This is a genomic window from Aeromonas sp. FDAARGOS 1416 (assembly GCF_019048085.1).
In the GTDB taxonomy this organism is placed as follows: Bacteria; Pseudomonadota; Gammaproteobacteria; order Enterobacterales; family Aeromonadaceae; genus Aeromonas; species Aeromonas veronii.
Window position 1 is genome coordinate 741,311 of the sequence record NZ_CP077301.1, and the last position, 20,931, is coordinate 762,241.

General features: G+C 58.5%; 22 protein-coding genes. 7 read left to right on the top strand and 15 right to left on the bottom strand.

Annotated features, from left to right (window positions below; genetic code table 11):
* Nucleotides 1-474, top strand: a complete 474-nt coding sequence (locus I6L46_RS03360; protein WP_005334300.1) for a DUF4442 domain-containing protein — start codon at nt 1-3, stop codon at nt 472-474.
* Nucleotides 475-564: 90 nt separating this feature from the next.
* Here the strand turns inward: I6L46_RS03360 and fldA are convergent, their stop codons facing one another.
* The 4 genes from fldA to I6L46_RS03380 are packed head-to-tail and all read right to left on the bottom strand — an operon-like array spanning nt 565 to nt 2,505.
* A complete protein-coding gene (gene fldA, locus I6L46_RS03365; protein WP_005334298.1) occupies nt 565-1,089 on the bottom strand; it encodes a flavodoxin FldA in 525 nt (174 codons plus the stop codon).
* Nucleotides 1,090-1,128: 39 nt separating this feature from the next.
* Nucleotides 1,129-1,425 carry a LexA regulated protein gene (ybfE, locus tag I6L46_RS03370; protein ID WP_005334297.1) on the bottom strand — a complete coding sequence of 99 codons (297 nt, stop codon included), beginning with the start codon at nt 1,423-1,425 and terminating at the stop codon, nt 1,129-1,131.
* A gap of 20 nt (nt 1,426-1,445) precedes the next feature.
* Nucleotides 1,446-1,667 carry a DUF2788 domain-containing protein gene (locus I6L46_RS03375; protein WP_005334296.1) on the bottom strand — a complete coding sequence of 74 codons (222 nt, stop codon included), beginning with the start codon at nt 1,665-1,667 and terminating at the stop codon, nt 1,446-1,448.
* Between the two features lie 55 nt (nt 1,668-1,722).
* The gene (locus tag I6L46_RS03380) at nt 1,723-2,505 is read right to left on the bottom strand and encodes an alpha/beta fold hydrolase (protein WP_254203123.1); all 783 of its coding nucleotides are present in this window, start codon (nt 2,503-2,505) and stop codon (nt 1,723-1,725) included.
* Nucleotides 2,506-2,779: 274 nt separating this feature from the next.
* On the opposite strand from I6L46_RS03380, the gene seqA reads away from it, so the two are divergent.
* Nucleotides 2,780-3,289 carry a replication initiation negative regulator SeqA gene (seqA, locus tag I6L46_RS03385; protein WP_075115494.1) on the top strand — a complete coding sequence of 170 codons (510 nt, stop codon included), beginning with the start codon at nt 2,780-2,782 and terminating at the stop codon, nt 3,287-3,289.
* Nucleotides 3,290-3,347: 58 nt separating this feature from the next.
* Nucleotides 3,348-5,012 (top strand): phosphoglucomutase (alpha-D-glucose-1,6-bisphosphate-dependent), encoded by a 1,665-nt coding sequence (gene pgm, locus I6L46_RS03390; RefSeq protein WP_216977398.1) that lies wholly within the window; start codon nt 3,348-3,350, stop codon nt 5,010-5,012.
* Nucleotides 5,013-5,098: 86 nt separating this feature from the next.
* On the opposite strand, the gene I6L46_RS03395 is transcribed toward pgm, so the two are convergent.
* Nucleotides 5,099-5,980, bottom strand: a complete 882-nt coding sequence (locus I6L46_RS03395; RefSeq protein ID WP_216977399.1) for a DMT family transporter — start codon at nt 5,978-5,980, stop codon at nt 5,099-5,101.
* 95 nt (nt 5,981-6,075) lie between these two features.
* On the opposite strand from I6L46_RS03395, the gene I6L46_RS03400 reads away from it, so the two are divergent.
* Nucleotides 6,076-6,558 (top strand): MarR family winged helix-turn-helix transcriptional regulator, encoded by a 483-nt coding sequence (locus I6L46_RS03400; RefSeq protein ID WP_005334289.1) that lies wholly within the window; start codon nt 6,076-6,078, stop codon nt 6,556-6,558.
* A 48-nt stretch (nt 6,559-6,606) separates the two neighbouring features.
* Here the strand turns inward: I6L46_RS03400 and mltB are convergent, their stop codons facing one another.
* The 8 genes from mltB to I6L46_RS03440 all read right to left on the bottom strand — a co-directional run bounded on the left by mltB (nt 6,607) and on the right by I6L46_RS03440 (nt 15,497).
* Nucleotides 6,607-7,698 carry a lytic murein transglycosylase B gene (gene mltB / locus I6L46_RS03405; protein ID WP_124929777.1) on the bottom strand — a complete coding sequence of 364 codons (1,092 nt, stop codon included), beginning with the start codon at nt 7,696-7,698 and terminating at the stop codon, nt 6,607-6,609.
* Nucleotides 7,699-7,830: 132 nt separating this feature from the next.
* The gene (locus I6L46_RS03410) at nt 7,831-8,445 is read right to left on the bottom strand and encodes a CDP-alcohol phosphatidyltransferase family protein (protein ID WP_216977400.1); all 615 of its coding nucleotides are present in this window, start codon (nt 8,443-8,445) and stop codon (nt 7,831-7,833) included.
* A 14-nt stretch (nt 8,446-8,459) separates the two neighbouring features.
* Nucleotides 8,460-9,110 (bottom strand): ATP-binding cassette domain-containing protein, encoded by a 651-nt coding sequence (locus I6L46_RS03415; protein WP_216978003.1) that lies wholly within the window; start codon nt 9,108-9,110, stop codon nt 8,460-8,462.
* A gap of 23 nt (nt 9,111-9,133) precedes the next feature.
* Nucleotides 9,134-10,768, bottom strand: a complete 1,635-nt coding sequence (locus I6L46_RS03420; RefSeq protein ID WP_216977401.1) for an ABC transporter permease — start codon at nt 10,766-10,768, stop codon at nt 9,134-9,136.
* A 77-nt stretch (nt 10,769-10,845) separates the two neighbouring features.
* Nucleotides 10,846-12,045, bottom strand: coding sequence for an ABC transporter substrate-binding protein (locus tag I6L46_RS03425; RefSeq protein WP_216977402.1), 1,200 nt, complete (start codon nt 12,043-12,045; stop codon nt 10,846-10,848).
* 17 nt (nt 12,046-12,062) lie between these two features.
* Nucleotides 12,063-14,216, bottom strand: a complete 2,154-nt coding sequence (locus tag I6L46_RS03430; RefSeq protein ID WP_216977403.1) for an FAD-dependent oxidoreductase — start codon at nt 14,214-14,216, stop codon at nt 12,063-12,065.
* Nucleotides 14,216-14,797 (bottom strand): carboxymuconolactone decarboxylase family protein, encoded by a 582-nt coding sequence (locus I6L46_RS03435; RefSeq protein ID WP_216977404.1) that lies wholly within the window; start codon nt 14,795-14,797, stop codon nt 14,216-14,218. The genes I6L46_RS03430 and I6L46_RS03435 overlap by 1 nt, the downstream gene beginning before the upstream one ends.
* Before the next feature lie 25 nt (nt 14,798-14,822).
* Nucleotides 14,823-15,497 (bottom strand): DUF1499 domain-containing protein, encoded by a 675-nt coding sequence (locus tag I6L46_RS03440; RefSeq protein ID WP_216977405.1) that lies wholly within the window; start codon nt 15,495-15,497, stop codon nt 14,823-14,825.
* A gap of 355 nt (nt 15,498-15,852) precedes the next feature.
* Between I6L46_RS03440 and I6L46_RS03445 the strand changes: the two genes are divergently transcribed.
* Nucleotides 15,853-17,094, top strand: a complete 1,242-nt coding sequence (locus I6L46_RS03445; RefSeq protein WP_216977406.1) for an AAA family ATPase — start codon at nt 15,853-15,855, stop codon at nt 17,092-17,094.
* Between the two features lies 1 nt (nt 17,095).
* Nucleotides 17,096-17,764: an HNH endonuclease gene (locus I6L46_RS03450; RefSeq protein ID WP_216977407.1), complete on the top strand. Its 669-nt coding sequence runs from the start codon at nt 17,096-17,098 to the stop codon at nt 17,762-17,764.
* A 39-nt stretch (nt 17,765-17,803) separates the two neighbouring features.
* On the opposite strand, the gene I6L46_RS03455 is transcribed toward I6L46_RS03450, so the two are convergent.
* Complete coding sequence (locus I6L46_RS03455) at nt 17,804-18,082, bottom strand: peptidylprolyl isomerase (protein ID WP_033136755.1); 279 nt, start codon at nt 18,080-18,082, stop codon at nt 17,804-17,806.
* Between the two features lie 133 nt (nt 18,083-18,215).
* A complete protein-coding gene (locus tag I6L46_RS03460; protein WP_159143464.1) occupies nt 18,216-18,590 on the bottom strand; it encodes a hypothetical protein in 375 nt (124 codons plus the stop codon).
* Nucleotides 18,591-19,104: 514 nt separating this feature from the next.
* On the opposite strand from I6L46_RS03460, the gene I6L46_RS03465 reads away from it, so the two are divergent.
* Nucleotides 19,105-20,880, top strand: a complete 1,776-nt coding sequence (locus I6L46_RS03465; RefSeq protein ID WP_005334265.1) for an autotransporter assembly complex family protein — start codon at nt 19,105-19,107, stop codon at nt 20,878-20,880.
* Nucleotides 20,881-20,931 lie beyond the last annotated feature (51 nt).

Genomic DNA, 20,931 nt, shown 5'->3' on the forward strand with positions numbered 1-20,931 from the left:
ATGGATTGGCTTTTTGACAATGCGGCCTGGGTGCGCCGCGCACTCAACGCCTGGCCCCCTTTCTGGGGTGCCGGTATCAAGATAGAGACCCTGAGCGATGACTTTCGCTACTGCCGGGTGACCCTCAAATCCCGTTGGTGGAACAAGAATGCCAACCGCACCCAGTTTGGCGGCAGCATGTTTGCCATGACGGACCCCATCTATCCGCTGATGCTGATGGGCTACTTCAAGAATCGCTATTACGTCTGGGACAAGGCGGGCAGCATCAACTACATCAAGCCGGGCAAGGGCAAGCTGGTGGCCGAGTTTAACCTGACCGAGGGAAAGCTGGCCGAAATCGTGGCGGCGACTGAAGGTGGCAACAAGCACTTCCCCGAATTCGAGGTGACGGTACAAGACAAGAGCGGCGAGCTGGTGGCGCAGGTCAAGCGCACCCTCTATGTGCGGGCCAAACCGGAGCACAGAGGTGAATAACAGGGAAGAATAAAGGCAGGCATCGCAACAAGCAGATACAACAAGGGCCCCGTCGGGGCCCTTGTTGTCAGAGGTATGAGGGGAGGTGGATTACTCCAGCTCGCCCAGGCACATCTCTTCGTGCAGTTGCTTGCACCAGCCCTTGACGCGCTCGGCGGTCAGCTCCGGCTGGCGATCTTCATCGATACCCAGACCGACAAAGTGCTTGTCATCGACCAGTGCCTTGGAGGCTTCGAACTCGTAGCCGGCAGTCGGCCAATGACCGATGATGATGGCGCCTTTTGCTTCGACGATGTCGCGCAGGGTGCCCATGGCGTCGAGGAAGTACTCGGAATAGTCTTCCTGATCACCGCAACCGAAGATGGCGACCAGCTTGTTGGTGAAGTCGATTTCGCCCAGATCGGGGAAGAAGTCGTCCCAGTCGGCCTGGGCTTCGCCGTAGTACCAAGTCGGGATGCCGAACATCAGCAGATCAAAGCTCTCGATGTCGGCCTTGCTGCTCTTGGCGATGTCACGGACTTCAATCAGGTTTTTGCCCAGCTCTTTCTGGATCATCTTGGCGACAGCTTCGGTGTTACCGGTATCGCTGCCAAAAAACAGACCTACACTTGCCATAGTGTTTAGTTACCCGTATTTGGTGTTAATGCTCAACGCTCAGACTGCAATGTCCACCGCAAAGGCGGACTCAATCTGTTGTTTCAGGATAGATTGGATCAGCTCGGCTCGGCTGATGTTCTGTTGTAACGCAAGTTGGTTCAGGCGCTCCAGCAACTCGGCCTCCACCTTTAACTCTACCCGCTTCAGCCCATTTTCCCGATCGCGCTTAAGCTGGTTACGCTTGTTGATCTTGAGCTGGGTCTCGCGGGGGAGTGGATTGGTCTTTGGCCTGCCGGGGCGCTTCTCATTTGCGAACAGATCCAGTGTTGTTCGATCAGTTTGCTGTTTGGCCATACATCACAGATGAAAATAAGTTAGCCGAGTCCTGAGCCTTCCCAGCCCAGTTCGATCAGCCCCTTGGCGACAAAACCCGCACAACCCAGAAACAGTACCAACCAGACGATAAAACGACCGAAACGGGGCACGTTGCCGCGCTTGAGCACGTCCTGAATGGCCAGGCCAATCAATATGAAAATGGCCACAAAGAATAACTTGAGGCCCAAACTTTCGATCAGGTCGATATGTTCACTTAGCATGGATTGCGCACACTCCTTATGACGGGCGCACTATATCACAAAGGATTTGAAACTGTTAACCGCCTGTCGACAGGAAATCCACAACCAATTTGTTGAACAGAGCCGGTTTTTCCGCATGCAACCAGTGGCCGGTACCCGCGATGACACGCACCTTTGCCGCCGGGAATTGGGCCAGTGCCGTCTCGCTGTATTGGGGCTGCATATAGTCAGAATCCCCCCCTTTGATAAAGAGCACTGGCCCCTCGAAGCGATGCTCATCCTCTGGCCAGCCCATGATGTTGGCGTAGTTTTGCTCAAGGGCGGGCACATTGAAGCGCCAACCCCAGCCATATTCACCTTTGGCGAAGGATTTGAGCAGGAACTGGCGCACCCCGGCGAGCTCAATATGCTGCGCCAGCATGGCTTCCGCTTCACTGCGGCTTTGCGGCGGCGTGCGCAGTGTGGCGTTGAGCCCGGCGAACACATTCTGGTGGCGGGAGTGGGGATAGGCGACCGGCGCCATGTCGGCCACCACCAGCTTGGTTACCCGCTCTGGCGCCAGCTTGGCGACCTGCATCCCTACCTTGCCACCCATCGAGTGGCCAATCAGGGTCGCTTCGGCAATCTCCAGCCGATCCATCAGGGCCAGGATATCGGCTGCCTGGGCCGGATAGCTCATTTCGCTGCTATGAAAGGAGGCGCCATGGTTGCGCAGATCGACGCTGATGACCCGGTACTGTTCGCAGAGGGCTCGGGCCAGCAGGCCGAGGTTGTCGAGGCTGCCAAACAGGCCGTGGATCAGAATGACCGCCGGGCCCTGACCCTGCTCCTTGAAGTTCAATATGCTGTTTTGTTGCAAAATGACACCTTGTCGGTCGTGGGTGCGTATCGCTGTTTTATTTAACGCACTGGAAAGAAAAGGATTTCGTCCAATGGATTGGGATTTTATGTGGTTTTTTTTCTAAAAAATCCCGTCCGGATCGGCTATCAGTGCGGCTGATCACACACTTGGCCCGCTATTATGCCGTATTCTCGATGAGATTCATGTACATCTGCCAGCCCCTTGCTTGGGCTGTCGGGTTTGCCTATGTATAATCGCCGCATCCGAATTTCGACGAGTCCAGCGCATCCCTATGAAAACCATCGAGCTTGATGACGATCTCTACTTCTATATCGCCAGCCAGACCCGGCACATTGGTGAGAGTGCCTCCGATATCCTGCGCCGTCTGCTGGAACAGCCTGCTCACCAAGGTGTGCCGGTTGCCGAGCCCGTTGCCGTCGCGCAGCCCAGTACGGTAGCCACCCAACAAGGGCTGCAAGCCCTGCTCGATTCTGGTGAGCTGCAAAAGGAAGAGAAGTCCATCAACCGCTTCATGCTGGTGCTGAGTACCCTCTACCGGGATAACCCGGAAGGCTTTACCCAGGCCACCGAAATCAAGGGGCGCAAGCGCGTCTATTTCTCGCAGGATCCCGAGGCTCTGCGTGCCAGTGGCAGCACCACCAAGCCCAAGCCGGTACCGGAGACCCCGTTCTGGGTGATCACCAATACCAACACCAGCCGCAAGCAGAACATGGTTGCCCAGCTGATGGCCAGCATGGGCTATGGCGAAGAGGTGATCGCGCAGGTGTGTGGCGCCATTTAACGATTCTTCAAGACTCAGGCCTTGCCCGGCAAGGCCGCCATTACGCAAGGAAAACGCCATGGCTCAGCATTCCCACGCCGGTCAACCGGCCCGTTTAAGCGATCTGACCAACATCCCCCGTCTGGTCAGCGCCTACTACCTCAACAAGCCGGACATGAGCCGCCCCGAGCAGCGGGTAGCCTTTGGTACCTCCGGCCACCGTGGCAGTGCCTTGCACAGCGCCTTTACCGAATCCCATATTCTGGCGGTGACCCAGGCGCTGGTGGAGTATCGCCAGCAGGCCGGCATCACTGGCCCGCTGTTTGTCGGCATGGATACCCACGCCCTGTCCGAATCCGCTTTTGCCAGCGCCGTCGAAGTGCTGGCCGCCAACGGCGTTGAAACTCGCATTCAAGCCGGTATGGGCTTTACCCCGACCCCGGTCATCTCGCACGCCATCCTGCGCTACAACTCTGGCAAAGAAGGGGCCAGCAAGCCTGCAGCGCGTGCCGACGGCGTGGTGATCACCCCATCTCACAACCCGCCGGAAGATGGTGGCTTCAAGTACAACCCGCCCCATGGTGGCCCCGCCGAAGGGGAGATCACCAAGTGGGTGGAGGACCGTGCCAACGCCATTCTGGAAGCGGGTCTGGCCGGCGTGAAGCGGATGCCGTTCGCCGAAGCGCTCAAGAGCCCGTTCGTGGTCGAGCACGACTATGTCACCCCTTATGTGGATGATCTGAAGAACGTGCTGGACATGGACGCCATCAAGAACGCGGGCATCAAGATCGGTGTCGATCCGCTGGGCGGCTCCGGCGTTGCCTACTGGGACGTTATCGCCAAGACCTACGGCCTGAACATCGAGGTGGTGAACTACAAGGTCGACCCGACCTTCTCCTTCATGACCCTGGATAAAGACGGCAAGATCCGGATGGACTGCTCCAGCCCGTTCGCCATGGCGAGCCTGATTGCCCTTAAAGACAAGTTCGACATCGCCCTTGGCAACGACCCTGACTACGATCGTCACGGTATCGTCACCAAGTCCGGCCTGATGAACCCGAACCACTATCTGGCGGTGGCGATCCAGTATCTGTTTACCCATCGCACCGGCTGGTCTGCCGATGCGGCCGTCGGCAAGACGCTGGTCTCCTCGTCCATGATCGACCGGGTTGCCGGCGAGATTGGCCGCACTCTGAAAGAGGTGCCGGTCGGCTTCAAGTGGTTCGTGGATGGCCTCTACAGCGGCGAGTTCGGTTTTGGCGGCGAAGAGAGTGCGGGCGCCTCCTTCCTGCGCAAAGATGGCACCGTTTGGACCACCGACAAGGATGGCTTCATTCTGGCGCTGCTGGCGGCGGAAATTCTGGCGGTGACCGGCAAGGATCCGCAGGCTCACTACGACGCACTGGAAGCCAAGTTTGGCCGCTCCAGCTATCGCCGTATCGACGCCCCGGCCAACAGCGCCCAGAAAGCGGTGCTCTCCAAGCTGGATCCTGCACTGGTAGAAGCCTCCACCCTGGCGGGTGAGCCCATCATCGCCAAGTTGACCAAGGCGCCGGGCAACGATGCCGCCATCGGCGGTCTCAAGGTTGTCACCGAGAACGGCTGGTTCGCGGCGCGCCCCTCCGGCACCGAGTCCATCTACAAGATCTATATGGAGAGCTTCAAGGGCGACGCGCACCTCGACCTCATCCAGCAAGAGGCCCAGCAGATCGTCTCTGCTGCGCTGGCCAAGGCAGGTGTATAAGCCACCTTCAAGTCGCTGACCGTTGACAAAAAAGAGGAGCCGCAATGGCTCCTCTTGTTTATGCGCGGGTTGAGGTGGTCTGGTGTTTACGCCTCGTTACAGATCCCTGTACTCGCTCGGCGGGCTTGCCAACGTTTGAAGAAGGGGCGTGCTGGCAGCTTCATCAGGAACAGGGAGAGTAAGATCACCCCGATGCCGATCCACTGGCTGACATCCAGAGTTTCACCCACCATCAATACCCCAAGCGACACAGCCATCATGGGATTGGTGAGGGCCAGCATGCCCATCACCTCCGGGCCGTGGTGCTTTAATCCCCACAACCAGGCCCAGTAGCCCAGCGCGGTGTTGAGCAGGATCAACCAGAGCAATCCCGGCGCACTGGCCGGATCCGGTAACGGCATTGGGCCAGCTAGGCACCAGGCGAGCGGGATCAGCATCAAGCCCCCAAGCAGCAATTGCCAGGCGGTCAGCGCCAGCAGATCGTTTACCGGCCAGTGGCGCATCCAGCGGCTGGATTGGCCGATCAGCACTGTGGCCAGCATGGCGCATGCAACTCCGACAGGATCCAGATTGGCAGAGGGGTTGAGCAACAGTAATACCCCAGCCAACCCCATCAATCCCAGCAGTAGCCATTTCAGGCTCGGTCGTGCGCCATCTTGCAACCAGGCCAGTAGCATCAGCACCAGCGGCAGGGTGGCACCAAGTGTACCTGCTACTGCCCCCGGCAGCCGGAAGGCTGCCACAAACAGCAAAGCGAAGAAGGCGGCAATGTTGCAAAACGCCAACAGGAACTGCTTGCCCCAGGGCAGAGGCGGCATGCGCGGATGCAACAGTAACAAGAGCAGCCCGGCAGGCAGTGCCCGCCATACGGCAACCCAGTAGGGTGAGTAGTCAGTCAGGTAGAGGCTGACGACAGCATAGGTGCTGCCCCACAGCAGTGGAGCCAGCAAGGCGATCAGCATTGGCATTATTTATCTCTTTGAAGAGTATCTTTAAGTGAAGATAAATTAGCGCCAAATTGATTTATCATCAAGTATCTTGATATAAAGATAAGTGGTTGGCGATGGAATCAGATCATGTAGACCTGCTGCTGGCTCAGTGGGCCCGGCAGCGACCGGATCTCGACTGTTCTCCTATGGGGGTGCTGGGTCGGGTAGCCCGGATGGCGGCAATTGCCGGTCGTGAGGTGAGTGAAGAGCTCAAGGAGTGTGGCCTGCTTGGCACGGACTTCGACATTTTGGCGACCCTGCGTCGGTCGGGTGAGCCACTGACGCCGACAGTGCTCTACCAATCGGCCATGTTGAGTTCGGGGGCCATGACGGCCCGGCTCGACAAGCTGGCCGAGCGGGGACTGATAGAGCGGCAAGCGGCACCCAGCGATCGGCGCAGCCTGCTGGTCTGCCTCACCGAATCGGGCAAAGCGCTTATCGACCGGGCGGTTGAGCTGCACGTGGCCAACGAGCGTCGCCTGCTGGCGCCACTGACCGAGGCGGAGCAGGCTCAGTTAGCGGCACTGCTCAAACGCTGGTTGTTGGAAAACGAATAACAAAAACGGGCCAGCAGGCCCGTTTTTGTTGGCAAATCAGTACCTGACTCAGTAACCGCCTTTGGCCTCTTTCACCGCCAGCCCCAGTTGCCACACCGCCATGGCGTAGTGGGTGCTGTGGTTGTAACGGGTGATGGTGTAGAAGTTGGGCAGGCCGTACCAGTATTGGTAGCCGGTGCCCACATCGAGGCGCAGCAGGCTCGCTTCGCTGTGGTTGCCGAGGGTGCTGGTGGGGGTGAGCCCTGCGCGGCGCAGGGTGGCGACCGGGTAGCGGGTCTGAAAGCCATGCTCATAGCCGGGCAGTTGGCCCTGACCGCGCACCGCAACCGGTTGGCCTTTCTCCCAGCCGTGGGCCTTGAAGTAGTTGGCGACGCTGCCGATGGCATCCACCGGATCCCACAGGTTGGTGTGGCCGTTGCCGTCAAAGTCCACCGCATAGCGCTGGAAGCTGGAGGGCATAAACTGGCCGTAGCCCATGGCGCCCGCATAGGAGCCCTTGGGTTCGGTGGGATCCATCCCCTCGTCGCGGGTCATCACCAGGAAGGCTTCCAGCTCGCTCGTGAAGAACTCGGCGCGGCGCGGATAATCAAATGCCAGAGTGGCCAGCGCATCCAGAATGCGGGTCTTGCCCATCACCCGGCCCCAGCGGGTCTCCACCCCGATAATGCCGACGATGATCTCCGGCGGCACCCCGTAGATCTGCTCCGCACGGTTCAGCTCGCTTGCGTATTCACGCCAGAAGTTGACGCCGTTCTGTACGTTGTCCGGGGTGATGAACTTGGCGCGATAGCGGTTCCAGGCACCGGTCGGGCCAGTGGGCTTCGCGGTGGTCGGCGCCTGGGCATCCATCAGGCGGATGATCCAGTCGTAACGCTCTGCCTGTGCCAGCACCTGATGCAGCTGGGCGTTGTCAAAACCGTGCTTCTCGACCATTTTCTGGACGAACCTGTCCACGTTGGGGCGATTGGCGAAGTCCCCCTTGCTAACCCCTTGTGTATAAACGGGTTTGCTCGATGGCGCCTGATTGATAAAGGCGCTCTTGGGCTGGGGGACGACCACGGGCTTTGGCGCTGGGGCGCTGCTGCAGCCACCGAGCAGGGGGAATAACGACAGAGTGAGAAGAGAGGCAAGGCGACGCATAGGGTTCTCAAAGAGACTGATAAAAGTGCCGTCATGGTAAAACATTGTCATCCCCGTGCAAGTGTTCCGTGTGCCTTGTTTGCCGCCAATTCATCGTGCGATGGATTAGCCCTTCTGTGAGGGCTGTGCTGTTTATGGCTGAGGGGGACGCAGGGTGTGGTAACCGCTCCAGAGCCGGGTCAGGGTGGTGATGGCGCAGAGCAGGGCAAAGCCGTAGGCGAGCGGGGCGAAGGCGGCGGGCCACAGGCACATCAGCACAAAGAGCGCGATGGTCTCGCTCCCCTCGGTGAGGCCGCCCAGATAGTAGAGAGATTTATGGTGGTAGACCGGATTATCGATCCCCCGCTTGCCCGCCATGATAGCAAACGCCAGAAAGCTCGAGCCGGTACCCATAAAGGCAAATAGCAGGGTGGCGGCGGGCAGCGCATTGGCGGGGGCGGCGAGGGCAAAGCCCAGCACCACGGCGGCGTAGAAAATAAAGTCGAGGGTGATGTCGAGAAAGCCGCCGCAGTCGGTGATGCCGGTTTCCCGCGCCACGGCGCCATCGAGCCCGTCCAACAAGCGGTTGAGCAGGATGGCCGCGAGCGCCCACTGATAGCAGCCAAAGGCCAGCAGCGGTAGCGCCAGCATGCCGATGGCAAAACCGGTGAGGCTCACCTGATTGGCACTGACCCCGGCACGGCAGAGCGGTTTGGCAAGCTGGGTGAGGGGGCTGCGGATCACGGGGATCAGGTGGCGATCAAACAAGGTGAACTCCTCGGTTAAAAACAGGACTCGGTGAGGTGGAGTATGGTGCCCGGCGCGTCGTCTGCGTCGTGGGTCACCAGAATAGCGGGGATAGCCAGCGCCTTGATCTGCGCGAATACCAGCTCGCGAAAGGCGGCCCGCAGCGGCTTGTCGAGGCGGGAGAAGGGCTCGTCCAGCAGCAGGGCATCGGGTTCGGCCAACAGCGCCCGCAGCAGACTGACCCGCGCCCGCTGACCCCCTGACAGCTGTTGCGGCAGCTTGTCAGCCTGATCTGCCAGTGCGACCTGCGCCAATGCGGTTACCGCCTTTTCCCGCCGCGCGCGTTTTCCCTTGATGGCCGCTGGCATGCCGAACATCAGGTTCTCCGCCACCGTCAGATGGTCGAACAGCAGGTCATCCTGAAACAGCATGCCGATGCACCTCGCTTGCGCAGGCAAGGTGTTGAGTGGCCGCTCGCCGAGCCTTATCTCCCCCTCCAGCCGGATCGGGCCGCCATCTGTCTGCGCGCCGGGCAGTACCCCGGCCAGCCCCGCCAGCAGGGAGCTTTTACCACAGCCGCTTGGCCCCATCAGGGTCAATACCTCGCCGGGGGCCACCTGCAGGGCAGGGAGCGAAAGCAGCAGATTTTCATCAAGGTAAAGTCGAAGAGGTGTGGTGCTCAGCATATGGCTGTTTCCATCGTGAGAGTTCATCGTTGGCCGCTCCCCTTGAGCGCCGGATTGATCCGCGCTGGCAGCCCGAGCGCCAGCAGATAGATAATGAGCGGCAGCAGCAGCTGTAGCAGGCCGTAAAGTCCCGCCAGCCGCCGGTTGAGGCCGCTGCCGATGGCCACCGCTTCGGTGGTGATGGTGACCACCCTGCCTGCGCCAAAGAGCAGGGTCGGCAGGTATTGGGCCAAGCTCACCGCAGCCCCTACCGCAAAGGCAAACAGCAGCGGGCGCGCCAGCAGGGGCGCTTTGACCTGCCACCAGGCTCGCCACGGCGTGGCCCCCAGCAGCAGAGCGCTTTGGGTGATCCGCTGATCGAACTGGCGATAGGGGCCGTGCAGGCAGAGATAGACATAGGGAAAGACAAACAGCAGCTGGCTCCAGAGCACCCAGCCCCAGCCAATGCCGCTGCTTATCGAGTCATGTGCAAGCCAGTCCAGCCCGAGCCGGATGCCAAACAGCAGGCTCGCCTGCGGCAGCAACAGCGGCAGGCAGATAAGCCAGAGCGGCCAGGGGCGGCGCCCGGCCTGCACCTCCAGACTGCACACCGCCATCACCAGTGCCAGCAAGCCGCTCGCCAGCGCCAGCTGCGTGCTGGTTGCCAGCAGCGGCAGCAGGGTTGGCAGCAGATCCAGCCAGTAGTGACCACTCCACTGACTGGGCCAGAGGGCGGGAAAAGGCCAGCGGCGCGCCAGTGACCAAAGCAGCAGGGCCGCCAGCACCGCCAGATTGAGGGTGATCAGGGTGAAGGCAAAGCCCGCTGCGAGCCGGTTGGCAAAGAAGTGGGGCGCCGCCCGTTTGCCATCGAGCCAGCAGCCTTTGCCCAGCTCTTTATGAAGCCACTCCAGTAATCTGAGCAGAGCGATGAGCAACGCCGTGATGGCGAGCAAAAGCAGGGCGCCGCTGGCGGTGGCTCCGCGCCAGAGCAGATCCGGGTCCTGATACCAGAGCCACAACCGCACCGCCAGCGGGGCGGGGGCATCGGGCCCGAGCAGCTGGGCGAGATCCACCACCGCCACTCCGTAGGCCGCCACCGCATAGATGGGCAGGCGCAGGGCAGGCCACAGCGCTGGCAGCAGCAGGCGCCACCAGATCTGGGGGGCGCTGAAACCGAGGCTCGCCCCCAGCCACTGCTGGCGTGCCAGTTGGATGGGTTGTTGCGCAGCCATCGCCATCAGCAGCAGAAAGGGGGTCTCCTTGAAAACGAGCAGTGCAATCAGCCCGAGCCCTAGAGAGTCGCGAATGGTTTGCCAGTCGGGGGGGAGAGCAAAACCCGTTAGAGCTGGCGAGAGGAGCCGCAGCAGCCAGCCGGAGGGGGCGAGCAGAAAGGCAAAGCCGATGGCAAAGGCGACGTGGGGCATGGCCAGCATGGGCGAGAGCAGACGACGGAGCAGCCCGAAAGCCCGGCTGTCGCTGTGGGCCAGCAGCAAGGCGGTCATCAGCAGGCTGCCGAGGGTGGAGGCGGCGCCAATCCACAGGCTCAGCGCAGCGGAGTGCCATAGGCCAGGCTGGGCCAGGAGCAAGGCGAGATGAGAGGCGGTCATCCCCTCCGCCAGCAGTTGCCACAACCCCGCCAGCAGAGGGATGACGAAGATCGCCAGATAAATGACCGCCATCCCCGTACTCATACTGGGGTGGCGTGTCATGCGGCGCCACGGTCGGGAGCGGGAAAGCGGGTGACCAGCGGCACTCATCAGTGACCGTAACGCTCGGCCCAGGCCGCTTCCAGCTTGAGCTGCCAGCTGGGGTGAGGCTCGGCCACCGCTTTGAAGCGCAGTGCCGGTTGCCCCTTGGCTGAATCAGGCAGCGCATCGGCCCGCAGCACGCTGGGATCACCCCAGAAGGCTGGATTGGCCTTGCGCGCCTGCGCCGCCGGGCTCAGCAGGAAGTTGGCCACCACCTTGGCACCCGCACGGGCACTGGCGTTGAAGGGGATGGCGAGAAAATGGCTGTTGGTGAGCGCCCCTTTCTCCATGGCGACTGCCTCCACGCTGGGGGGCAGGGCGCCAATCTGGGCGGCGCTTTGCGCCTCCTGCGGGTTGAAGCTGATGGCCATGGCCAGTTCGCCATCATCGAGCAGTTGGCGGGTCTCGGCGGCGCTGCTGGGGAACAGTTTTCCCTTGCGCCAGAGTGCCGGATGCAGCTCATCGAGCCAGGCCCAGAGCGGGGCGGTGAGTTGGGTAAACTCGCTCTCGGTCGCGTCCCGATAGAGGGGGGCGGGGTCTGGCGTCAATTCCAGCAGGATCTGCTTGAGAAAGCTGGAGCCATGGAACTGGGGCGGCTTGGGGTAGGTGAAGCGACCTGGATGGGCCTTGGCCCACGCCAGCAGGGCTGCAGCCGAGGTGGGCGCTCTGGCGACCTCTTCGGTATCGACCATCAGATTGAGCTGGCCGATGCCCCAGGGGGCTTCCAGCCCTTCCACCGGCAGGGTGAAGTCCTCACTCACCGGCAGGCTGCTGTCGACCAGCGCCATGTTGGGTAGCTCGGCAGTAAAGGGAGCGCCGAGCAGCCCCTGCTCCTTGAGCGCCTTGAAGTTCTCGCCGTTGACCCAGAGCAGATCGATGGGGCCGCCCGCTTGCTTACCCGCCTGCTTGTTGGCCAGCAGCTGGCTGACGCTCTGGGCGATATCATCCACCTTCACCTGTACCAGCTTGACCTGATAGTCGCGCGCCAGCTCCTGCCCGGCCCACACCAGATAGGCGTTGATCTCCGGGCTGCCGCCCCAGGCGTTGAAGTAGACGGTCTGCCCCTTCGCCTCCTCAAGGGTCTGTTGCCAGTTGTCGTCTGGGTTGGCCGCCAACAGCGGGCCGCTGGCCAGCAGGGGCAGGGCGCACAGCAGGGCGTTTAGCCGCCGTTTGAGCTGTGAGTTGAGTTGTGAGAATGGCTTGAGCATAAACGTTTCTCTGGTTGTCAGGCGCCACGGCGCCAGCGGTGATAACGGGCCAGCAACGCCAGCACCCGGGTGGGCTGGTGGGCCCTTTTCCATTCACCCGCCACATATTTGTTCCCCTCCATCAGGGTGGGATAGGCGTGAATGGTGCCGAGGATCTTGCCAAGGCCGAGGCGGTGACGCATGGCAAGCACGAACTCGGCGATCCGTTCACCGGCGTGAGTGCCCACTATGGTGGCGCCAAGGATAGTATCCTTGCCCGGCACGGTCAGCACCTCGACAAAGCCGTGGCGCTCGCCATCGGCAATGGCGCGATCCAGCTCGGCCAGCTCGAAGCGGGTCGCCTCGAAGGGAATCCCCTGCGCCTCGGCCTCCTTGCGATTGAGGCCGACCCGGGCAATCTCCGGCATGGTGTAGGTGGCCGCCGGAATGACCCGATAGTCGGCCCGAAAGCGCTTGAACTGGCCAAACAGGGCATTGACCGCCGCATACCAGGCCTGATGGGCGGCGAAGTGGGTGAACTGGTAAGGGCCCGCTACGTCTCCTACCGCCAGTATGCTGGGGAAGTTGGTGGCAAGGAAGCCATCGACCGCTATGGTGCCGCGGGGGGCTAACTCGACTCCCAACGCTTCGAGCCCGAAGCCGCTCACATTGGCGACCCGACCCAGTGCCAGCAGCAGTTGATCCCCTTCCACCACTTGTGTCTCATCGCCCCGGCGCAGTTGCAGCCGGATGGGGAGATCCCCCTTGGCTGCGGGCAGATAGTCCGCTCGTTCGGCGCGCCAGCCGGTGAGTAGCTGCACACCATCTCGGCTCATTTGCCCGGCAAGGGCGTCGGCTACCTCACTATCTTCGCGGGGCAGCAGTTGCTCCGAGAGTTCCACCAAAGTCACGGGAATGCCGAGCAGGGCGAAGCTCTGGGCCAGCTCGCAGCCGATAGGGCCACCGCCCAGCACCAGCAGGCGGCGCGGCGGGGTGCGCAGCTGCCAGAGGCTATCCGAGGTGAGGTAAGGCACCTGATCCAGCCCCGGCAGCTTGGGCACCAGCGGTCGGGCGCCGGTGGCGATGACGATATGGCGGCTGGCAAGGCGCTGGCCGTTCACCTCCACCTCCCAGGGAGAGACCAGCCGCGCCTCCACTTCGATGCATTCCACTCCAAGCCCCTGATAGCGTTCGATGGAGTCGTGTGGCTCGACCTCCTTGATAACCTCCGCTACCCGCTCCATCACGGCGGTAAAATCGGCGCGGGAGTGGCTTGGGCTAAAGCCCAGCTCGTCGGCTTTACGCTGCTCTGCGGCAAAGCGGGCGCTTCGGATCAGCGCCTTGGAGGGGACGCAACCGCTGTTGAGGCAATCGCCCCCCATCTTGTGTTTCTCGATGAGCGCCACCTTGGCCTTCACCGCTGCCGCGATATAGCTGGTGACCAGCCCACCTGCACCGGCACCGATCACCAGCAGGTTGTAGTCGTAGCGAGCGGGTTTGCGGTAGGGGGAGAGCAAGCGGCGCAGCGCGAGCTTGTCGGTCAATTTCTTGACCAGCCAGGGCATCAGCCCCAGCAGGGTCAACGCGACCATCAGGCCGGGGGAGAGAATATTGCCGGTGCTGGTTAACTGGCCAAGCTCGCTGCCCGCCAGCACATAGACGAAGGTGCCGGGCAACATGCCAAGCTGGCTGACCCAGTAGTAGGTGCTGACTCTGATGGGGGTGAGCCCCATCAGCAGATTGACCAGAAAGAAGGGGAAGATGGGGATGAGGCGCAGGCTCAGCAGATAGAAGGCCCCCTCCTTCGCCATGCCGGACTGAAAGGTGGCCAGCTTGTCGCCAAAGCGGGCGGTGACCCAGTCGCGCAGCAGAAAACGAGCGCTGAGAAAGGCCAGGGTTGCGCCTATGGTGCTGGCAAAGGAGACCAGCAGCAGCCCCCAGGCGACGCCGAACACTGCGCTACCACCCAGGGTGAGCAGGCTGGCGCCGGGCAGGGAGAGGGCGGTGCTCAGCACATAGATAAGCACGAACAGCAGGCTGGCCGAGACAAAGTGACTGTCGACCCATTGCGCCACTGCCGCCTGCTGGGCCTGCAAGGCGTCCAGAGTGAGGTAACGGCCAAGATCGAGGGCAAAAAAGGTGCCGATAAGGCTCCCCATCACCAGTGCAAGCAGCAGGCGGGTCCGGTTCATCAGGCGTCCTTGCTGTCTGGCTGGGCAGGGCGTTCCGGTTGCACAGGCAGCTGGCAGAAGCCCTGCGGTGCGATATCGAGGGCGGCGTTGAACTTGGCCGACATGTTCTGGAAGGCGATAAGGCCGGTCAGTTCCACCATGGCGTCGTCATCGAACCAGGGTTTGAGGCGGGCCGCCTGCTCATCGCTGACTCCATCGAGGCCAGTCATCGCTTCTGTGTAGTCGAGCACCGCTTTTTCCCGCTCGTCAAACAAGGGGCTTTCGCGCCAGTTGGCCAGCGCCTCCACCTTCTCGCTGGAGCTGGCTCTCTTTACCAGGGTCATGGCGTTGATGTCGACGCAAAAACGACACCAGTTGAGCTGGGAGACCCGCACCGTCACCAGCGAGCGCAGCACGGGGTCGATGGGGGAGCGCTTGCGGTTGATGACCCCGTAGAGGGTGGCGACGGCGGCAAAGAGACGCGGCGAGCGGCCCCAGCATTTGCCCGGAATAAGCACCTGACCATAGTTGCGCTTTTGCAGCCAGAAAAAGGGGCGGATAAACCAGGCATATTCCCGGTCGGGTTTGACCTCAACGCGCATCAGTTACCTTCTTGTTGTTTCACACTTACGGTTTCAAATTAGGTTTGTAGGCCTGGCCGAGGCGTTCGTTCAGGCGGGTCAGGAAATCCTCGATCCGCGCCCGGTTGGTGCCCAGATCGCTTTGCCCCTGACGGGAGGCTGATCGCATATCGATGCGGGTCTCTTTGGGGCCTGCAAAGACCCGCAGCGCCACATCATCCTGAAAGCCGAACCAGCCGGTGGTAACCACCGCATCCAGACCGTCGGGGCTGGGTCGTACCTGCCAGCCCAGCTCCTGCATCAGCTCCTCAGCCTCAATAACCACCTCTTCGGGGGCGGTATGGGTAAAGAGAGGACCGGGTTTTGCCTCAACTGCTTTCAGCGGGGCGCTATTTATTGGCAGATCCTGCGCGGTTCTCAGCTCTGCCGCCCAGCGTAGCTGGGGGGGATTATAGGGATCTGTGCTCACATCGTTGATCAGCGGCATGCGCAGCGCCTGTGCCACAAATGTCAGGGGCAGCAGTAGCGGCAAGGCGCCAAGGCCGCTGGCGTAGCGGTTGCGGCTCCAGGGCAGACGCACCAGCAAGATCAGGGAGACAAGGGCTCCGATGAGACAGATCGCAAAACCGATCCACCAGGGCCAGAGATGAAAGCGGCTGCCGAGGGCGCCAGCGAGCGGGAGTAACCAGGCCAGCAGGGGCCACAAGCAAGAGCGGGGCATAGCACGGGATCCATCGTCGAATGTGGACAATGCCGAGAAGGATAAACTTAATTGCCTGATAACGTTAGTAAATTTCTATGCATTTATATAGGGTGTTTGGCCCATGGGGCAAGTGAGATGGCTCTCGCAGAGCGAGGCATACCTGTTGTGCTATAGCAACGTAGTACAGTGCTGTAAGCGCTAAACAATTGGGCGGTTAATTTTCGAACGTGACAGCATCTTGGATTTTTAATCCATAGGAAAAGTGATCTCCTAAGCGTGCTTTTTTTCCAATGGGCTCTCATTTTAAACATGTAGTTCTACACAAAAACATAGATTGCAATATAATCACATCAATATTAATTGAGGTGATTATATGTCTGGTTATTTAACAAAAATCAAAACAAAAATACCCTATTCAGATAAGGTTGTTGATATTGACTTGGATGGAAAAACACTGATCTTAACTGGGGGGAATGGCTGTGGTAAAACCCAACTTATGAAATATTTATTTACGAAGCTCCAACAGGCCATTGTTGAAAAGAAAAATTATGACATTGATCAGCTTCACAGTAATTTGGGGTCTTACGAGAGTAATTTTGAAAGGTTGGGGCCAGCTGATCAACATTATGATCATTATAAAAGAATGGTTGCCGAGACCAAGGATAAAATAGAGAGTGTAAAAAATCCATCAATTGAAATAAAAAACATAGAAGAGTTTATTGTTAATTATCAGGGGTTCAAAAGTGTCTTAATCACTTTCGAAGCAATGCGAAAATCGGATATCACTAAGCCTTCATCTGTAATTAGTATTGATAAGTTGCGTTCTCAGGATCAAGAATTCACAAGGAATAGGGCAATAAATTCTTCGTCAATGTTGGAGGAGTTTCTTGTCTCCAATATTGCTAATCAAGCTTTTTCTGAGTCAAGGAAAATAAATAATAATCCAGAAGAGGCTATGCGTATTGAGAAGTGGTTTGATAAGCTAGAGATGGATCTACAAGATCTATTTGAAGACAATAGTCTAAGGCTGGTATTCAAATCAGATACCTTATCATTTGAAATCCATCAGCCTCACAAAGATCCATATACATTTCAAAGTTTATCTTCTGGTTTCTCTTCAATTATGGCGGTATATGCAGATCTAATTACTAAAGTATCTCTTCGCTCAATCGACCCAGATGAATTAACAGGGATTGTTCTGATCGATGAAATAGACGCACATTTACATGTTTCATTACAAAAGAAAATTCTCGCATTTTTAAAGAAAGCATTCCCAAAAGTACAGTTTATTGTTAGTACACACTCTCCATTTGTCGTCTCATCGGTTGATGATGCGGTGATCTATGACCTATCACGTCTTGAGCAGGTTAATGATCTCTCAATGTACTCCTATGAAGCTGTATTAGAAGGGTTGTTTGGCGTACTCCCCATATCCAGTTTGCTTCAAAAAAATATAGAGAAATTGGCGGCCTTATTGAAAGCATCACCTCTTGATATGGATGGAATAGAAGCGCTGATAAACATACTCCCGTCAGATGATACAACCTTGGATGCTGAGTCTTTATATTTTGTCAAATCGGCTAAAATTGCGCTTAGCAAGGCAAAGAGGTCGTAATATGTTCAATGTTGTTAGAAATGAACCAGCCCCGGCTTCGCTTGCTAATAAAGTGAAGTATGATTCACAGGATGTATGGGATGCTTTGAATCGGGTATTCCATAAGAAATGCTATATTTGTGAAACGAAAGAACCTCAAGATATAAATGTGGAGCATTTTATTCCACACCAAGGTGATGAAAATCTAAAATTTGATTGGAATAACCTCTATTTTTCATGCGGTCGGTGTAATAATATAAAGTTGGCTAAATATGATGACCTTGTTGATTGTTGTGATGCAAGCGTTGATGTTTTAAGGGCGATCAAGCATGTTCCGCCAGTAACTCCATACGCAAAAAAACTTCAAATAGAAGCTCAGTTTAATGATGAAAAAACAAATTTGACTTCAGATTTGCTCGACAAGATATTTAATAGCACCCATACACCGAATAAAACTGTTTCTGCATCATTCTTAAGAAAGAAAGTTTTCTCACAATACAATCTGTTACTAGACCTTCTAGATGAATATTATAGCGATACGGTATTGCCACAAGAACAAGAAATTGCTTTGGAAAGAATGAAGCTATTAGTTAAACCGTCAGCACCCTACAGCGCATTTCTCAGTTGGTGCATACTTGAGGATGACGAGCTTGGTCCTTTATTGAAAGAATTTATTGGTGTTGCTGAGTAGCAAGAAAAAGAGCTGACGTATACGTCAGCTCTTTTTCTCTCAATTCCGATATAAAACTTTGATCAGATGGAAGCCGAACTTGGTGCGCACCGGTCCCAGCACCTTGAGCAGTTCACCCTTGAAGACGGCATCGTCAAAGGGCTTGACCATATCCCCTTTATTGAACTCCCCCAGATCGCCGCTGCGTTTTGAAGAGGCGCAGGTGGAGAAGCGCTTGGCCATCTGGCCGAAGTCGGCTCCCTTCTCGATCTTCTCCTTGATCTCCAGACACTGTTTTTCGGTCTTGACCAGAATGTGCTGGGCACAGGCTTTTTTCATCGGGGCGCTCCTGGGAGTGATGGCGAAGGTTGTTAACGCCAAGGGGGGTAGCAAATCGGGGCGCAAGAGTACCCCAATTTGCCACCGGCGTCAGCCATCACAACCCGCCATTTACCGGCGATCGTCAGCCCTGTTACTGGCGAGCGCGGGTGGCCAGCACGGCGCGGGGACGCGCTTGCCAGATGATCTCCAGACCGAGCAGGGCGTAGAGGCTCCAGATGGCCAGCGGATTGAGCCACTCTCCCCCCAGTTGCAGGGTCATCAGGGCGCAACCTGCCAGCAGCAAGGCGACTCCCGGCAGCCGCCAGTGGGCGGGCAGGGGGGCCAGCAGCGCCATCGCCAGCAAAATGCCGAGGCCAAACGGCAGGTTCAGGGCGGTAAAGGCCAGCGCCTGCTGGCCACTCATGCCGGTCAGCAGGGCCAGCAGGGCGCTGCAACAGGCGAGAAAGGTGATGAACTCGAGACGATCGGCAATATAGTCAGCCATCTGTTCGCTACGTGCATGCATGATGTGTCTCCTTCAGTTGATGGTTCAAGTGTGAGGGAGGGACGTCTGCAAAGGCAGCGGGATAATTCGATTGCGCTGAACGAGCAATTCTTAATCACCCGCTACGGCGGGCTTTAGGGTGTGCCGGGCCTGTTAAACGGTGAGGGTGGGGTGATGCCGACAAACTCTGTCGTGGTGGGTTTCTGGTGTTAATGAGAGGGGGAGAGGTGACAAAGGCGGCCTGACGACGAAGTGAACCTTGTTCAGAGCGGGTAAGCTCGCCCCCATCGGGAAAGCGGGCGGCGTTATTGTCAGCAAAATGTGTGATTTGTGGTCAACCTCTTAAAAGATATGGCGAATTTGCCAATGGCACCGCGCTGTCGCTGGCGGATGCCTATGTTAGGATAAGGTTCGCCATTTTTCTGGCGCGCATTTTTGTGTCGCGGCCATGCACTGCATGACGTGCTGCGCCGCATTCGGGGTTGGCCCGAAAGGGCGCTGGTTTCCTTCACCACAGATTCAGGAATATTGACCTTTGACAGGATGCATTTCATCCCTGCTGGCAGGGCGTTCACTGTCCGGCCCTGCGTTTCGCCGCGGCCTGCGGGTACTGGGGGTGGGCCTGTTGCTGTCGCTGCTGGCTTCGCCCGCGTTTGCCGCCAAGCTCACCTATCAGGTCAAGGGGTTGAAAGGGGAGAACAAGGATAACGTTGAAGCCTATCTCAATGCCCTGCCAGTCTATCAGGAGCGGCAATACCGCCCGGCCCGCGCCAAAATCACCGAGAGCGTGCAAAAGGCGCTGCAGGTTTATGGCTACTACCAGCCGAAGATCACCCTGAGCCGCGACAAGAAGACTCCGTCCAAAGTGGTGATTGAGGTGGACAAAGGGGAGCCGGTCATCGTCTCCCGCCTCGATATTCTGCTGGAGGGGGATGCGGGCAGCGACGAGCTCTACAGCGCCCTGCTGGACAAGTTGCCCCTCAAAGAAGGTGAGCCCCTCAATCACGCCAAATATGAATCCATCAAGGCGGATCTGGGCAGCCTCGGGCTGGCCCGCGGTTACTTTGATGCCAAGCTGAGCAAGAGTCAGGTCAAGGTGTTCCCGGACAAGGGGACGGCGGAGATCTTTATTCTGTTCGAATCGGGCCATCGCTACCGTTTTGGCGAGATCCGCTACGATGCCACTCCCGAAGCGCTTCACCTGATCCGCCCGCTTATCAACATCAAGAGCGGCGACCCCTATCTCGCCATCCGTCTGGCCGAGATGTCGCAGGATGTCTCTTCCACCAAGCTGTTCCGTCAGGTCGATATCAAGCCGGTATTGAGCGAGGCGAGCAACTATCGGGTGCCCATTGCGGTGACGCTGGATAACCGGGTCGATCACGAAATCGAGACGGGTATCGGTTATGCCACCGACGTGGGGCCGCGGATGAGTGCCACCTGGGAGAAGCCCTGGGTCAACCGCTATGGTCATCGTCTGTTTGCCACCGCCAAGGTGTCGGCGCCGGAGGCAGAGCTCAGCTTCGACTATCAGATCCCGGTGGGCAACCCGCTGCGGGACTACTACTCCATCCAGACCGGCTACCAGTACAAGGACAACAACGATACCCGCTCCGATCTCACTACCATCGGTGTACACCGCTGGACGCGGCGGCCGGAGAGCTGGGATCGGGACGTCTTTATCCGGCTGGAGAACGAGATCTATACCCAGGGCGCCGACGAGGGGAACAGCTTGCTGCTGATCCCCGGGGTCTCCTGGTCCCGACTGCGGGTGCGCGGCACTCTGGTGCCCGATTGGGGGGATCGCCAGCAGCTGACGCTGGAGTTCTCCGATCCCAGATGGGGTTCCGACATCAGCTTTATGCGGGTGTGGGGACGCAGCAAGTGGCTGCGAACTCTTGGCGATAACCACAGATTCCTGATGCGGGCCGAGCAGGGGGCCATCATAGGTGACAGCTTCTCGTTGGTGCCGCCGTCTTTGCGCTTCTTTACCGGTGGCGATCAGACGGTGCGCGGCTTTGGTTACGAGAGCATCTCCCCCACCGGGCCGGATGGCAAGCTGACCGGTGGCCGCTACACCAGCGTGGCCAGTCTGGAATACAACTACCGCTTCAGCGAGAAGTGGCTGGGGGCCATGTTTGTGGATGGCGGTACCTCCACCACCGATTACAGCGAACCCTGGAAAATAGGTACCGGCGTCGGTGTGCGCTGGGTCACCCCCATCGGTCAGGTCAGGCTGGATCTGGCGGTCGGGGTATCGGAGGAGGACAAGCCCTTGCGGCTACATTTCGCATTGGGGCCTGAATTATGATGTTGTCTAAACGCTTTTTTCTTTGGCCGCTGCGGCTGTATCTTGCGCGGG

Coding starts and splice junctions, on each gene's coding strand:
- I6L46_RS03360 (WP_005334300.1), top strand. CDS start 1: ATGGATTGGCTTTTTGACAATGCGGCCTGGGTGCGCCGCGCACTCAAC.
- fldA (WP_005334298.1), bottom strand. CDS start 1,089: ATGGCAAGTGTAGGTCTGTTTTTTGGCAGCGATACCGGTAACACCGAA.
- ybfE (WP_005334297.1), bottom strand. CDS start 1,425: ATGGCCAAACAGCAAACTGATCGAACAACACTGGATCTGTTCGCAAAT.
- I6L46_RS03375 (WP_005334296.1), bottom strand. CDS start 1,667: ATGCTAAGTGAACATATCGACCTGATCGAAAGTTTGGGCCTCAAGTTA.
- seqA (WP_075115494.1), top strand. CDS start 2,780: ATGAAAACCATCGAGCTTGATGACGATCTCTACTTCTATATCGCCAGC.
- pgm (WP_216977398.1), top strand. CDS start 3,348: ATGGCTCAGCATTCCCACGCCGGTCAACCGGCCCGTTTAAGCGATCTG.
- I6L46_RS03395 (WP_216977399.1), bottom strand. CDS start 5,980: ATGCCAATGCTGATCGCCTTGCTGGCTCCACTGCTGTGGGGCAGCACC.
- I6L46_RS03400 (WP_005334289.1), top strand. CDS start 6,076: ATGGAATCAGATCATGTAGACCTGCTGCTGGCTCAGTGGGCCCGGCAG.
- mltB (WP_124929777.1), bottom strand. CDS start 7,698: ATGCGTCGCCTTGCCTCTCTTCTCACTCTGTCGTTATTCCCCCTGCTC.
- I6L46_RS03415 (WP_216978003.1), bottom strand. CDS start 9,110: ATGCTGAGCACCACACCTCTTCGACTTTACCTTGATGAAAATCTGCTG.
- I6L46_RS03420 (WP_216977401.1), bottom strand. CDS start 10,768: ATGGCGGTCATTTATCTGGCGATCTTCGTCATCCCTCTGCTGGCGGGG.
- I6L46_RS03425 (WP_216977402.1), bottom strand. CDS start 12,045: ATGCTCAAGCCATTCTCACAACTCAACTCACAGCTCAAACGGCGGCTA.
- I6L46_RS03430 (WP_216977403.1), bottom strand. CDS start 14,216: ATGAACCGGACCCGCCTGCTGCTTGCACTGGTGATGGGGAGCCTTATC.
- I6L46_RS03435 (WP_216977404.1), bottom strand. CDS start 14,797: ATGCGCGTTGAGGTCAAACCCGACCGGGAATATGCCTGGTTTATCCGC.
- I6L46_RS03440 (WP_216977405.1), bottom strand. CDS start 15,497: ATGCCCCGCTCTTGCTTGTGGCCCCTGCTGGCCTGGTTACTCCCGCTC.
- I6L46_RS03445 (WP_216977406.1), top strand. CDS start 15,853: ATGTCTGGTTATTTAACAAAAATCAAAACAAAAATACCCTATTCAGAT.
- I6L46_RS03450 (WP_216977407.1), top strand. CDS start 17,096: ATGTTCAATGTTGTTAGAAATGAACCAGCCCCGGCTTCGCTTGCTAAT.
- I6L46_RS03455 (WP_033136755.1), bottom strand. CDS start 18,082: ATGAAAAAAGCCTGTGCCCAGCACATTCTGGTCAAGACCGAAAAACAG.
- I6L46_RS03460 (WP_159143464.1), bottom strand. CDS start 18,590: ATGCATGCACGTAGCGAACAGATGGCTGACTATATTGCCGATCGTCTC.